Below are 14,245 nucleotides of genomic sequence, written 5' to 3'. Positions count from 1 at the left end.
ATTACACCACAAGTATAAATATTTAATACCATGAGCCAAATTAACCTTGTTTACGACACGCTTAAACAATGTTTACGAGAGCAGCGATTTACCTACAAACAGATCGCACAGAAACTGAACGTAAGCGAGGCCAGCGTAAAACGAAATTTCTCTTTACAGGCTTTTAGCCTCGATAAACTGGAACAGATTTGTGAATGTCTAAATTTGTCATTAAGCGACCTTTTTAGCCTGTCGCAAAAGCAGCAGGAAAAAATATCACAGCTGTCTGAGAAGCAAGAAATGGAGCTACTTGCCAATCCCAAACTACTGCTCGCAGCAGTTTGCGTACGCGATGGTTGGCGATTCTCGGAAATAATCAAGCACTACGATATTTCTGAGGTAGAGGGCATTAAGCTAATGACAACCTTAGATAAACTTAAGCTTATAGAGCTGTTACCGAACAACCGCTACAAGCTACTTATTGCGCAAAACTTTCGCTGGATCCCTGGCGGCCCGCTAGAGAAATTTATGGAACAGGAAGTAATGGTGAAGTTTATGGATCCAAAGAAAAACGAGCCATGGATGTTCCGTTTCTATTTACGCGGCCGCTATTCTCAGACCTCGGTTTCGATTATTCAGCGCCGTCTTGAACAACTGCGACAAGAGGCAGCAAAACTCAGCAGCGAAGATAATGCCCTACCAATTGAAGAACGCCAGCACATTGGTCTTTTAATGGCGATGCGGCCTTGGGAGCCTTCACTTTTTGAAAATATGAAGCGAAAATAACCCTGTCGAAGTATATTTGGGGGTCAGAGTACATTTCGTAGAAAAGTACTCTGACCCCATTAGTTTACTACTCAAAAAAGTACTCTGACCCCATTTTTTGCTACTCAGAAATGTACTCTGACCCCATTATTGGGTGGCGCTTTTTGCCCGCATGGTGACGGGTGCTCTGTTGGAGAGCAGCAGGTAAACCATGCTGGCGATGATTAACCCTACAAACCATGCGTAGGCGTAAAGCGTATCGAAAATAGCTGGCACATTTTCTACGAAGCCTGCGGCATGAAGAAAACCTGGGATATTGGGTAAAATGCCTATAACAAGCGCAGTCACACCCGCCATGTTCCAACCGTTGTTCGCGCCATATTCGCCAGCGTGTTGAAATAGCGCATCTATGTTTAAGGTCGATTTTCTTAAGATAAAATAGTCGGCAATTAGAATACCCGCGATAGGGCCAAGCAGCGCAGAATATCCCGTAAGCCACGTAAATAAATAGCCACCCGCGGTTTCAAGCAGCTTCCAGGGGAAAATAGCGACGCCGATACCAGCGGTTATATAGCCGCCCATTTTGAAGCTTATTTTCGAAGGCGCCATATTCGAAAAGCCATAAGCTGGGGCTACCATGTTAGCGGCTAGATTTGTGGTTAACGTTGCGAGTGCTAATGCAGCAAGTGCCAACACAACACCCATGCCGCCCATTCGACCGGCTAGTGCAACAGGGTCCCATATGGCCTCACCATAAATGGTGACCGTTGCTGACGTTACCGCTACACCGATAAAGGCAAATAGCGCCATGGGTAATGGCAAGCCGATAGCTTGGCCTAACATTTGGTCTTTTTGTGATTTTGCAAAACGCGTGAAATCGGGAATGTTCAACGCCATGGTTGCCCAGAAGCCCACCATAGAGGTTAAGCCCGCGAAGAAGGCTGTCCAAAACTGCCCTTCTTTGGCTCCACCTTCAACAAACTGAGACGGCGTTGACAACATTTCGCCAAACCCACCAGCATTAACGTATGCCCAACCAAGAAGCGCTAAGCCCATTAAGATCAAAAATGGTGCAGCAAAAGTTTCAAGCCAACGAATAGATTCGGTGCCGTGTTTTATAAAAACCAAGTGCATCGCCCAGAAAGCGAAGAAGCACAGAGTTTGTGTGATATCGATACCTAAAAATGGTAGTGCCTGCCCCACAAAAGCGTCGCCGCTCACGCTATTTAAAATAACGTAAATGGCACTGCCGCCTACCCATGTGTTAATTCCAAACCAACCACATGCAACAAGCCCACGGGCCAAAGCAGGAATTTTCGCGCCTTTGGTGCCAAATGCGCTACGTAATAATACGGGAAAAGGTAAGCCGTATTTTGCACCTGCATGACCAATTAGCATCATAGGTACAAGCACGATGATGTTGCCCAACAGTACGGTGATAACCGCTTGATACCAATTCATGCCTTCTGATACCAGGCCCGCAGATAAGAGGTAAGTAGGTACACAAACCACCATCGCAACCCATAATGCCGCATAGTCTTTCCACACCCAGGTTCTGGTTTCCGCGTTGGTTGGCGCTAAATCTTCATTCCATAAATCGACATCGTAATGGGAAGGTTTTGTCATGGTCTGATTGTTGGTGTTATCCACGATCTATTTCCTTATTGGGTTTGCTATTACTTGTTGCTTCTTTTTACACAGCGTCATGCTCGGCAAAGCGGTAGGTTAAAAAATGCATCAGCACTCTCAACGGCGTAACGATTAGATTAGAGGCTCGCTGCTAACCTTTATTGGGCCTGCTGATCTTTGGTGTACAACAAAGGTCAAAAGGCCTTGGCAAAAAAGAAAAGCAAAAATACTGCCGCTTCGCGCGCTTTGTTAACGCAAAACCTAAATACCGTTTTGCTACGTCGGTATTTAGGTTAGCGACGCACGTTTCTTTTTAGAAGTAGGTGATACGCTTTATTTTGTTAAACAAAGCGCAACTACGCTAATTAGAAATTACGTCTTACCGTTACGCCATACGTCCTAGGCTTCGCATAGGAAATCTGGCTGGTTCCATAAAAACCAGTTACGTCAAAGCCAATAAGTTCATGGTCTGAGTCAAACAGGTTATCTACATAAGCCGCTATTAGCCATTTGTCCTCAGCGTCTACCCAGGTTAAACGAGTATCAGCCGTGGCATAGCTATCAATTTCATGAGCGGTAAAATTCCGCGCATTGTGAAAGGTTTCCGACTGATAATTGGCTGACAGTTGGGCTGCCATATTGCCGTCGAAGGCGTCCCAGTTATAGCGAAGCATGGCAGACGCTTGATACTCTGGGGTAAATGGCGGTGTTGTATCAGCAAAGTACCCCGAGGCCACTTCTAAGTCTTCAACCACTGCATCGGTATATGAAAAGTTAACCATAACATCTAAGCTGTCTGTCGGGGTTAAGAACACTTCTAATTCAACGCCGCTAAATGAGGCTTCTTCGTTTGACACCACCCCCGCATTATTCACCCACGAAAACGACTGGTAATCGCTGTAGTCATAATAAAAAACATTGGCATTAAAAACGCCGCTTCCCTGCATAAAACTGTGCTTTAAACCCGCTTCATACGCAGTAAGTTCTTCAGGTTCGTATAAGCTGAAACCTCCTTGAAGCGGGGCATTGAAACTCCCCGCTTTTACGCCCCGATTGATGCCTGCATAGTACAAGCTATTACCCACACTGTATTCCAGCTGTAGCTTGGCCGACCACAGGTTTTGATCGTTAGAATCAACCAAAGTTTCTAAAGACGTCGTAGTGGTATCAATTTCGATAACACGGTCGTTAGTATTCTCGTTCTGATACACATTACCCACAAAGTCTTTGTCTTCACGGGTGTAACGTAACCCCCCAACCAGAACAAGGTTGTCACTCAGGCTATAGTCTATTTGCCCAAATACAGAATAAGACTCGGTTTCAAGAGACACCAGGGTGTTATTTTCTTCACCACCTAAGAAAAAGGTGGTGGGTGAACCCGCCAAGCCTTGGCTATAGTCCGTATCGATAGAAAGGTAATAAAGCCCCCCAACCCACTTTAAGTCTGCGGATTCACCTGAGAATCGAAATTCTTGGCTAAACTGCTCTATGGTGCTGTTAGATTGAAAAATAAGTTCGGGTGACGCGGTTTGGTCGGAGTCGAGGCCAACGGTACGTTTAAACTCTTTGTAATCAGACATGGCGAAGAAATCGAAGCTTTCAAATGCATAGTCTAATGTTGCCGCGAGGCCTTTCGATTTGATTTTGTTTTGATCGTCAAAGGCAAAGTCTTTATTTACTTTATTGCCCGATCCATCAGGGTCGAAGTTACCATTGAAATCGCCGCCTTGAACGGGACGGAAAGGATCGCCATTGAAGTTGCCGTCTACGCACACGCCTGCCTGAATAGTGTCGCAGCCAAGCGGGTCGTCAGCAGCATAAATAACGTCAATCACATTGCCGTCGGCATCTTTTATCTCGGTGGTGTTCACCACCTGATACGGGCCTTCACTTTTGGTTGTATCTGACCAGTTACCGCTTAGTAGCAGCGAGCCTTCTTCGCCAATGTCAAACAGCAACTGAGCACGAAACGCTTTAGTATCATCGTTGTACCCATCTTCACCGCCTCCCACAGAGCCTAAACGGGTATCGGGCGCGGCACCGTCTTCATAAATATTCTCTAGTATCTCACCTTGCTGGTTGGTAAACCCAGAAAAGCGACCATAAATGCCGTCTGCTAGTTCGCCTGATATCGCTCCTTCAAAGCGGTATTGCTCGAAACGTGCGGCAGTAAATTCCGCGTAGCCTTCTGTATCTGCAGTGGGCTTAGCGGTAACCGTATTAACCAGCCCGCCCGTGGCATTTCTTCCGAATAGTGTTCCCTGTGGGCCTTTGAGAATTTCGATGCGAGCTACATCGAATAAACCAAAGGTTTGTGCTTGGGTACTGGCTAAATATCCGCCGTCGACGTAGACCGCCACTGGCGCTTCCGCCAAGTCAGCGTAGTCGTTTTGCACCACGCCTCGAATATTGAAAATAGCACGCTGACCACCGATATCACCGGCCAACGATACGCCAGGGGTAAACGCGATAAGCTCAGTACTGCTTTCAAGGCCAAGTGCCTCTAATTGTTCACCAGAAAACGCAGTAATAGCGATCCCTACATCGCTTATATTCTCGTTGCGCTTTTGCGCGGTAACTTCAATACTTTCCCAAACATTCTCTGCAGCAAAGGCCGCTGGCGTACTTAACGCTATAGCTACGGTTAACGCCAGCAGACGCTTGTGTGTGTTTAACGTATGCATGTTTTACTCTCGTTTATAGTTCTTTTTAACAAGCCTTGCGGCGGTGTTGTCCCGATATTTTTATAAGAGTAACGGTCGACGTGAACTGCATATCGATTGCCACTGGGGTGCAAACCTAAGGCAGGACTGGAGAGGAACTGCCAAAGGCTTGCGGTTTTAAATTGTTATTATTGATGGCTCATGGCTGAGCCTAAATCTCTGTTCTTTTACCTGCTGCGAGCAACTATTTGCCATACAGGCTTAATAGTTACCGTGCGTGGGCAAAGTTCTTATGGTCATTTATGGTTAGTCAAGGTCAGTACGCCATGACATTAACTTGGAAATGAAAAGCTCACTCCTTCTCGAATGCCGCTTGAAGGCCAACGTTGAGTAATGGTTTTGCGTTTGGTGTAAAAGCGTACGCCATCCGGGCCGTATGCGTGAAGGTCACCAAAGAGTGAGCGCTTCCAACCACCAAAGCTGTGATAAGACACAGGCACTGGCAGCGGTACGTTTATGCCTACCATGCCTACTTGGATATTGTCTGAGAAGTAGCGAGCAGCCTCGCCATCTCGGGTGAAAATACACGTACCATTGCCGTATTCATGGCTGTCAATGAGCTGCATAGCTTGTTCCATGCTTTTAACGCGCATAACTTGTAGTACAGGGCCAAAAATCTCAGCTTTGTAGCTGGCCATTTCCGGCGTAACCTTGTCGATAAGCGTTGCACCTAAGAAGAACCCCGTTTCGTAGCCTTTTACGCTAGGGTCTCTGCCATCAACGACCACATCAGCCCCTTGCTCAGCCGCGCTGGTTATGTAGCCTTCTACTTTCTCTTTGTGCTGAAGTGTAATCAGTGGGCCGAAATCGTTAGTCGCATCGTCAAAAGCTCCTACTTTTAAGCTTTTCATGGCTGATTGCATTTTATCTACAATTTCATCTGCCACTTTGTCGCCTACGGCAACCACAACTGATAACGCCATGCAGCGCTCGCCTGACGAGCCAAAAGCAGCACCTAAAAGCTGATTCACTGCGTTGTCGATGTCGGCATCGGGCATCACAATAGCGTGGTTTTTAGCGCCACCTAATGCTTGGCAGCGCTTGCCATTAGCATTGGCTTTCGAATAGATGTATTCGGCGATGGGCGTTGAACCCACAAAACTCACTGCTTTAATGCGCTCGTCATCTAGTATTTGATCAACCGCTTCTTTGTCGCCATTTATAACGTTAAAAACGCCGTCGGGTAGCCCTGCTTCTTTGAGTAGCTTGGCTAGGAAAATAGCGCAGCTTGGATCGCGCTCAGAGGGTTTTAAAACAAAGGTGTTGCCGCATACAATGGCAAGCGGAAACATCCAAAGGGGCACCATGGCCGGAAAGTTAAACGGTGTAATTCCCGCCACCACGCCAAGAGGCTGAAACTCGCTCCAAGAGTCTATGCTTGGCCCAACATTTTTACTGTGCTCGCCCTTTAACAACTGGGGTGCACCACAGGCAAACTCAACATTTTCGATACCGCGCTGTAATTCGCCTGCCGCGTCGTGGCTTATCTTGCCGTGCTCCGCACCAATTAACGCAATAATTTCATCGGCATGCTCTTCAAGTAAGCTTTTAAATTTGAACATAACGCGAGCGCGCTTACTTACTGGCGTATTACGCCACTCAACAAACGCATTTTGCGCGCTGACGATAGCGTCGTTTACCGTCGCTTTTGACGCCAGTAAAACCAGTTTTTCTGCCTCGCCCGTCGCTGGGTTATAAACATCTTGCATACGCCCTTTAGGCGTACAGGTTTCACCATTAATAAAGTGGCCTACTACTTTCATTATTTGTCTAATCCTCTAGTTATGCGTCTTTACATGCGCTGTGATAGCCGCGCTGATAATATAAAAGGGCGTCGGCTTCAGGGTCTTGCTTGATATCCACCACCTGGCAAAAAATAACGTCGTGAGTGGCCACACTTTTCACGTCTGTAATAATACAATCGAAGCTTACTGCAGCATCGGCAAGCCTTGGGCTGCCGGTAGTAGATTCAACCCAATCACCAATTTCAAAGCGTTCGTTCATGGGCGCTTTACCACCGAATGTGTTGGAAATTAACTGATGCTGTGAAGTAAGGGTGTTGATAACCAAATGCGTGCTGTTTTTAAAAACTTGATGTACAGACGCACCGCGATTTAAACAAACCAGCAGCGTTGCAGGGTTATCGCTTACGCTACATACGGCGGTCGCCGTAAAGCCTGCATGTCCTTCTGGGCCAGTGGTTGTAACGACGTTTACCGCTGCCGCTAAACTCGACATACCTTCTCGATAAGCTTCGGGAGTTACCGGGGGTAGCACTTCTGTTACTGCGTTTTTTATTGCTGTAATAGTCATACAAATATCCTTTAAGTTGGCGTTACACGATGTGGCAGGCTTGCTCGAAACTTAAGCGAGGTAAGCGTTTATGTACTTTCTCTTTATCGCCGTAGCCAATGTTCAGTAAGAAATTCACCTTCCACGTGCTATCTGAAAAGAAAGTTTCGTTAAGTAATGTGGGGTTGAAACCAGACATGGCGCCAGCGTCAAGGCCTAGGGCGCGAACGGCGCTTATTAAGTAAGCCCCTTGCATAGAGCTATTGCGCATGGCGGTCTCATAGGCCGCTTCTGGACTTGAAGTAAACCAGCTTTTCGCATCTGCATAAGGGAATAACGTAGGAAGCTCTTCGTAGAACTCTTCGTCGTAGGCCACTATAACCGTACAGGGTGCGGTCATGGTTTGCTCAACATTACCGCTTGAAAGGCAAGGTTTGAGCTTTTCTCTCCCTTCATCTGAGGTAATGAAAACAAATCGCGCTGGGCTGCAATTTGCCGATGTTGAACCTACTTTTACTAAATCGTACAGCTGTTTCAACACGGCTTCTGAAATAGGTTTGTTGTGCCATTTGGTGTGGGTATGCGCATCGGTAAAGAGTTGGGCTAGTCCAGCCTCGTCAAGCGGGCTAGTTGTTTTAAACTCTGTATTTTGTGTATCAGTCATTTTAAATTCATTCCAGTTTTATCAAATCTTTTAAACACTGCACTATGTTCTCGGTTTTTGCGCTTAGCCCATTTTTTAGCTGCTTTAGCGTTGACGCTGTACTTGCAGCTTGCTTAGAAAGTTTTCGCCTTTTTAGCTGAAAAACACCCCAAAGCCCGCTGCAGTGTCATGTTCACGTTAGGTCACTTGCCTTAAATAGCTGCGCAGCAGTTCATTAAACGCAATTGGGTTTGTAATACTTGATGCATGCCCGCCGTATTCCATGACCGACAATTCGGCCTTGGGCATAGCTTCAGCCAACATCTGTGAACGCTGCCACGGCACCAAGGTGTCGTCTTTGTTGGCAAGCGCTAACGTTGGTGTGGTGATGGCGTGCAAACTCTCATCAATATTGAACGTACTAAGGGCACCAATGCGGGCGAGCAGGTTTTCCTCGCTAGGGAAATGGTTGAGTAAGTGCGCCTCTTCCTCTTCCAAGTGGGCAGCATTTGCGGCTATCCAATCAGGCGGAAACAGCAGCAGCGCCTGAAGTTGCAGATACATGTCCTTTCTGCCTGCCGCCAATAACGCTTTGCGTATGTTAAAGCAGCGCAAAGTGTGCGGATTTGCATTGCTCCATGCGTTTACCAGCACTAAACTTTGTAAAAGCTTAGGTTTAGACAAAGCAAGCTCAAGCCCCACCAAACCACCCAGCGCGTGACCGACGAAATGGCACGCTTGCACTTCAAGTTTTCTAAGAAGTGCAGCGAGTTCATCCGCCATATTTGAAATGCTGTAATTCGCTGGCAAGTCACCCACACTTTTGTTGGTGCCATAGTGATCGTAAGTGATCACTCTGTAGTCTTGGGCAAAGTCTCCCAGTTGCGGCTGCCAAAATTTAGCTGCCCCGCCCAGCCCTGAGCTAAACACAATCGTAGGTGCGTCGGGCGACGTCAGACCGTGTATTTCGTAATGTAACTTGTTACGCATTTCGCCGTTCATGTGGTCGTAGCTTGCCTGCACTTCAGAATGCATAAAGCTCACCTATATAAAACCAGTGGGCGCAGTTCGCGGGAAGTCCAAACATAATCGCCTACCCAATGTGTGCTACAGACGCAATTTCAATTAAGGCTTCAGGCTTTACCAGCCCAACTTTAATGCAGTAGCGCGCTGGCTTTTCACCTGGAAAGTACTCGGCGTATACCTTGTTTACCGCGGCGTAGTCATCCCAATCGGTAATGAAAATTGAGTTGAAGGTGACGTCATCCATAGTGCCGCCCGCTTCTTCGATAACACTTTTAATGGTTTCTAGAACGTGGCGCGTTTGTGCTTCGGCGTCGCCGACGTGGACTACGTCGTTGTTTTCGTCAAACGGTAAGGTACCTGACACATATAAAATATTGTCAGCCATAGAGCCTGGAACAAAAGGAGCTATTGGCGTTGATGTACCTGCTGGAATAATGGCTTTCTTTGGCATGTTCTTATCCTTTTCGTTGCGCTTTCTATGCATTGCTGCCTAGCGCCTATAAATGATTTACTTCAAGTCGTGCTAACTGATTTATCGTGTTGTTTCTGTCTGCGTGGCTAGTAGATGCTAAGAAGAAAGCACCTAACTCGTCCCTTCAAATACTTCACAGAACTGCGCGGTGGTAGACACCCACCCGAAAAACGTCTGAATGTTGAAAAGTGAGGCCTCGTGAATGTCTGGCGGGCCAGCTTGATATGCCGCATCGGCCAGCACCACACCAAAATATTCTAGGTGGAAGCCATCGCGCAACGTAGATTCCACACAGACATTGGTTGCAATGCCTGTAAACACTAAGTTGCGAATACCGCGTGCGCGCAGCATGCTGTCTAAATTAGTATTGTAAAAACCGCTGTAACGGGTTTTAGGAATAATGATGTCGCCATCTTGAGGCTTTAGCGCATCTACAAGCGCGTAATCCCAAGTACCCTTGGCCAGCAAACTTCCCTTAAGCTCTGGTTGTTTGCGCATGGTTTTAAGGGCATTAGACTTATACCAGTTCGGCGAACCGGGGCCGCCGGCCTCCTTGTAGTCGGCATCCCATCCATTTTGTAAGAACACCACAGGCATGCCTGCAGCCCGCGCTGTTTCAAGCACTTTAATGGTATTTTGAATGACTGGCGCCGTAGTGGACACATCAAAACCCGCTTTGTCTAAGTAGCCGTTTTTACTGGCATAAGCGTTTTGCAAATCCACCACAATAACGGCAGTTTCCGCAGGGTTTAACGTCAACGGTTCAGGCTTAGCTGGCAGTACGGGCTGCCCCGTCTGGCGCGCTTGAAAGCACCCTGAGACCTCAAATATTTCACCTGCTGACATTAGGCGGCTCCCGATGTGCTAAGCAAATGCTGACGGGATTTCATTAGCGGCTGAATTTTAGTGCCGAAATCATCCATGCCTTTAAGGAAGTCATCGAAGGTCAGCAATACACCTTCACAGCCCGGCACTGTGGCTATTTCATCAAGCATAGAGGCCACCGACTCATAGGAACCCACCAGCGTCCCCATGTTCAGGTTTACTGCTGAGGTTGGGTTGGTCATATCGCGGATATTCGTGTCTTTACCCGATTTCTTATCAGCAGCTCCTTGCGTTGCCATCCAGTCCAACGCTGACTGATCTTTGCCGTCTTTATAGCTTTCCCATTTCGCCATGGCGGCTTCATCCGTCTCATCGGCAATAACCATGATAAGTACCGCTGAACCTACGCTGCGACCGTGTTTTTCAGCCGCTTCAGTTAAGCGCGCTGCGGTTGGTGCAAAAGCGGTAGGTGTATTTACGCCTTTACCAAAGCAGAAATTATAGTCGGCATGACGCGCCGAGAAATCCATGCCTGCTGCGCTTTGACCGGCACAGATAAGTGGAATTTTTCGCTGTGGCTTGGGCAACATTCGGCAATCATCCATGTGGAAATGCTCGCCTTTAAAATCGCTTTTTCCGGTTTCCCATAATTCTTTGACTACCTGAATGTATTCATCCAAATACTCATAGCGGTTACCGAAAAATTCATCGCCCGGCCACATACCCATTTGCGAGTATTCAGGGCGTTGCCAGCCAGTGACTAGGTTTACGCCAAAACGTCCGTTAGAGATAGAATCGATGGTACTGGCCATGCGCGCCATGATTGCAGGCGGCAAGACTAGTGTGGCAGCCGTGGCATATAGTTGAATTTTTGAGGTAACAGCAGCAAGGCCTGCCATTAACGTAAACGACTCTAAGTTGTAGTCCCAAAATTCGGTTTCACCGCCAAACCCTCGTAGCTTGATCATAGAGAGCGCAAAATCCATATCGTACTTTTCAGCCTTCATTACAATCTCTTTGTTGAGATCGAAGGAAGGTTTGAACTGAGGCGAATTTTTCGAAATTAGCCAGCCGTTGTTCCCAATCGGAATAAATACACCTATATCCATGTTGTACCTCTGCTTGTATGCGTTTTAAGCGGTTTACCCCGCTTTTTTTAAGGTTGCCGAATTCAAAACATTGAAGTGGCGGTATACATAGTGAGCAGCATAAAGCAGGCCAATTTATTTAATATATAAATTTCAGCAACTTACAAAATTCAGTAACCCAAATTGGACTTATTGGTTCAATTTGGAACACCAAGTCCAGTGCAATTGAACTTAATTGGTGCATATTTGTGCAAATGGGTTTATAGCGACGAGAACTCCACGTAAACTAAGCGCCTGATCACGGAAATTCCGGTAAAGAAGAGACAAGTAGTGAGTAAATCTGAAGGTCAAACAATTACGAAATCAGCGAGAGCATTTAGCCCGACCACGCAAAAGCGAAGAGAAAAAGCGTTATTAGAAAAGCGTACTCGCATTATGGATGCTGCCCTTTCCTTGTTCTCAAAGAACGGCGTGAGTGGCACCACTGTAGAGCAAGTATCGGAACTAGCGAATGTCTCAAAAAGTAATTTACTGTATTACTTTAAAAGTAAAGAGGGTTTGTACTTATCGGTTATTACCCACCTTTTAGATGTGTGGTTAACGCCCCTTCAGAGCTTTTCAGCAGAACAAGACCCTATAGAAACCCTGAGCGACTACATTAAAGTAAAACTTGAAATGTCGAGGGACAATCCAGCTGAATCTAAGCTTTTTTGTATGGAAGTGGTACAAGGTGCCCCTCTTTTAATAAAGGAGTTAGAAACGCCGCTCAAAACACTGCTGGACGCGAAAAGCGCCGTCATTATCGAATGGATTGAAGCGGGTAAGCTAAAGCCTGTTGATCCTATACACTTGATATTCAGCATTTGGGCCATTACTCAGCATTACGCCGATTTCAGCGTGCAGATCAAAGCCGTAACCGGTAAAGATTTAAGCGATCCCGCTTTCTTCGAGAGCACGCTAAGCAACATTCAGCACATTATTTTAGGCGGGCTAAAGCCAGCGTAATACTTGATGCATGAGTTGCCATGGGCGTGGAATAAATTTGAGGGAGGGTCTTTTGGCGCTCTCGCATGTGGAGGACATTAACCACTCTTACAATGGTAATAGTGACGAACTTTCTTTCAAAAAACCTTCCAGTCGCTCGACCTGGGTAATTGCCACGCCCCCGTAGCGCTTTTCAATCAACTTTAAATCATACAGCTTCGTTAATGATTTATGTGCGGTAAGTACGGTAACGCCCAATCTTTCAGCATAATCGCTTTGCCTTAACGGTATAAAGACGTGCTTAGAGGTAAGATACGATTGATAAATTAGCTTAGCTAACTGGACGTGAGTGGGTAAGCGTCGAATATCATCCAACCTTTCCAGCGCCGAGTGAAGCTTTATTGCCAGTGACCGGGTGATGAATTCAGCAATCGCTGGATGTTGGCTTGTCAGAGAACGAAAAGCAGGTTCAGGTATTTGTAATACCTTACATTCCGTTAGCGCTTCAGCGTGATGCGTTCTTGCAAGTGATGCATACAATGTGAACTCGCCAAACGTATCTCCTCGTTGCAATACAGTAGTAATTTGATAACTGCCGTCCAGGCCATAATTACCAATCTTTACTTCTCCTGATACCACAACAGACAGCCCTTTGTTTTTACTTCCCCTATCGTGAATTGTCGAGGTAGCCGCATAGGTTCTTAGCGTTCCAAAAGGCAAACAAAGCTCGACGTAGTCGTCAGGCATAATGGTTTGCTGCTTGCCGTGAATGTAAGACATGACATTCAAATCTATACAAGTATATATTCTTACATGTTAACGCAATGTAAATTCACTCTCAACAATCTCTTGGTAGGAGTCATTACAATGGGTTATCAATGGGCAATTTTAGCGGTTTTTATCATGTTTGCTTTGCTGGAAGCGAAGAATGGTAAGCTATTTAAAAAAGCGACAGAAGTAAGCGATGATGGAAAAGTAGAGCTGATAGGTACGTTACTCTTATTTATTGTAACCCAGCCACTGGTTCTATTTTGTTCTGCAACAATGATGGCACTAGCATTTCCCCAATATCAGGGAATACTTGTAGATTCCCCTATTCTCTTGCACATAGCGCTACTTTTGATTTTCGATGACATGATGCAATATTGGTGGCATAGGCTCTCACATTCCACCCGATTTCTTTACAACTTACATAGAGCCCACCATAACGCTAAGTACATGAGCGTTCGCATTATTTACAGAAATAACTTTTTCTATTACCTGTTTATGCCTTCGCTATGGTTTTCCGGTGCACTAATTTACCTGGGTTTGGGTTGGACCTATGCCTTTTACTTGGTGGTTAAACTTACCGTTATCACCGGCGCCCACGCGGAGTGGAAATGGGACAAAACACTGTACAGTATTCGGTGGTTACATCCTGTGGCCTGGGTAATTGAACGCACGATATCAACGCCTTCTACACATAGTGCGCATCATGGGTTAAAAGCCGATGATGGCGTGACCAACTACAAAGGTAACTATGGAAACCTGTTGTTCTTCTGGGATGTACTATTTGGAACCGCTAAGATCACCAGGCAATATCCTGCACAATACGGTATTGAGGGTATGTTTTACGCCAACTGGAAAGAACAGCTTATTTGGCCGCTTTATAAAACGCCGCGAAAGCCTAAAGCAGTGCAAAGTCCATCGACGAAAGTGAACGATGCTAGCCAATCTTTGATACCGAACACAAAACAAATACCTACGGGTGAAACAATTGAAAGTAAAGCCTAGCGCATTGATACGCAGCAAGTGGGTTCGTGCTAGAATAGGGTCTTAA

The 14,245-nt window shown here is 46.3% G+C and carries 13 protein-coding genes; 3 read left to right on the top strand and 10 right to left on the bottom strand.

Annotated features, from left to right (window positions below):
- Positions 1-30: 30 nt before the first annotated feature.
- On the top strand, positions 31-765 hold the full coding sequence (locus BZA03_RS18245) for a helix-turn-helix transcriptional regulator (RefSeq protein WP_110289510.1): 735 nt from the start codon (positions 31-33) through the stop codon (positions 763-765).
- A gap of 126 nt (positions 766-891) precedes the next feature.
- Here the strand turns inward: BZA03_RS18245 and BZA03_RS18240 are convergent, their stop codons facing one another.
- The 9 genes from BZA03_RS18240 to rutA all read right to left on the bottom strand — a co-directional run bounded on the left by BZA03_RS18240 (position 892) and on the right by rutA (position 11,463).
- Positions 892-2,394 (bottom strand): NCS1 family nucleobase:cation symporter-1, encoded by a 1,503-nt coding sequence (locus BZA03_RS18240; RefSeq protein WP_110289509.1) that lies wholly within the window; start codon positions 2,392-2,394, stop codon positions 892-894.
- A gap of 344 nt (positions 2,395-2,738) precedes the next feature.
- Positions 2,739-5,057: a TonB-dependent receptor gene (locus BZA03_RS18235; protein WP_110289508.1), complete on the bottom strand. Its 2,319-nt coding sequence runs from the start codon at positions 5,055-5,057 to the stop codon at positions 2,739-2,741.
- A gap of 311 nt (positions 5,058-5,368) precedes the next feature.
- Complete coding sequence (locus tag BZA03_RS18230) at positions 5,369-6,859, bottom strand: CoA-acylating methylmalonate-semialdehyde dehydrogenase (RefSeq protein WP_101565932.1); 1,491 nt, start codon at positions 6,857-6,859, stop codon at positions 5,369-5,371.
- 19 nt (positions 6,860-6,878) lie between these two features.
- Positions 6,879-7,409, bottom strand: a complete 531-nt coding sequence (locus BZA03_RS18225) for a flavin reductase (protein ID WP_110289507.1) — start codon at positions 7,407-7,409, stop codon at positions 6,879-6,881.
- Positions 7,410-7,431: 22 nt separating this feature from the next.
- The gene (locus BZA03_RS18220) at positions 7,432-8,052 is read right to left on the bottom strand and encodes a malonic semialdehyde reductase (RefSeq protein WP_110289506.1); all 621 of its coding nucleotides are present in this window, start codon (positions 8,050-8,052) and stop codon (positions 7,432-7,434) included.
- Positions 8,053-8,229: 177 nt separating this feature from the next.
- Positions 8,230-9,066, bottom strand: a complete 837-nt coding sequence (gene rutD / locus BZA03_RS18215) for a pyrimidine utilization protein D (RefSeq protein WP_110289505.1) — start codon at positions 9,064-9,066, stop codon at positions 8,230-8,232.
- 58 nt (positions 9,067-9,124) lie between these two features.
- A complete protein-coding gene (gene rutC / locus BZA03_RS18210; RefSeq protein WP_014950778.1) occupies positions 9,125-9,508 on the bottom strand; it encodes a pyrimidine utilization protein C in 384 nt (127 codons plus the stop codon).
- A gap of 132 nt (positions 9,509-9,640) precedes the next feature.
- A complete protein-coding gene (rutB, locus tag BZA03_RS18205) occupies positions 9,641-10,375 on the bottom strand; it encodes a pyrimidine utilization protein B (protein ID WP_014977454.1) in 735 nt (244 codons plus the stop codon).
- Positions 10,375-11,463, bottom strand: a complete 1,089-nt coding sequence (gene rutA / locus BZA03_RS18200) for a pyrimidine utilization protein A (protein WP_110289504.1) — start codon at positions 11,461-11,463, stop codon at positions 10,375-10,377. The genes rutB and rutA overlap by 1 nt, the downstream gene beginning before the upstream one ends.
- Before the next feature lie 309 nt (positions 11,464-11,772).
- Between rutA and rutR the strand changes: the two genes are divergently transcribed.
- Entirely contained in the window at positions 11,773-12,447 is a 675-nt protein-coding gene (gene rutR, locus BZA03_RS18195) for an HTH-type transcriptional regulator RutR (RefSeq protein ID WP_014950781.1), read from the top strand.
- Positions 12,448-12,534: 87 nt separating this feature from the next.
- On the opposite strand, the gene BZA03_RS18190 is transcribed toward rutR, so the two are convergent.
- The gene (locus BZA03_RS18190; protein WP_014977456.1) at positions 12,535-13,206 is read right to left on the bottom strand and encodes a Crp/Fnr family transcriptional regulator; all 672 of its coding nucleotides are present in this window, start codon (positions 13,204-13,206) and stop codon (positions 12,535-12,537) included.
- A gap of 87 nt (positions 13,207-13,293) precedes the next feature.
- Between BZA03_RS18190 and BZA03_RS18185 the strand changes: the two genes are divergently transcribed.
- Positions 13,294-14,199, top strand: a complete 906-nt coding sequence (locus tag BZA03_RS18185; RefSeq protein WP_075177923.1) for a sterol desaturase family protein — start codon at positions 13,294-13,296, stop codon at positions 14,197-14,199.
- The last annotated feature ends 46 nt before the right edge of the window (positions 14,200-14,245 follow it).

The sequence above is a fragment of the Alteromonas sp. I10 genome (assembly GCF_003201515.1).
GTDB classification, from domain to species: Bacteria; Pseudomonadota; Gammaproteobacteria; order Enterobacterales; family Alteromonadaceae; genus Alteromonas; species Alteromonas macleodii.
Note: the sequence above shows the minus strand (reverse complement) of the source record. Positions and strands in the feature narration are given on the sequence as shown.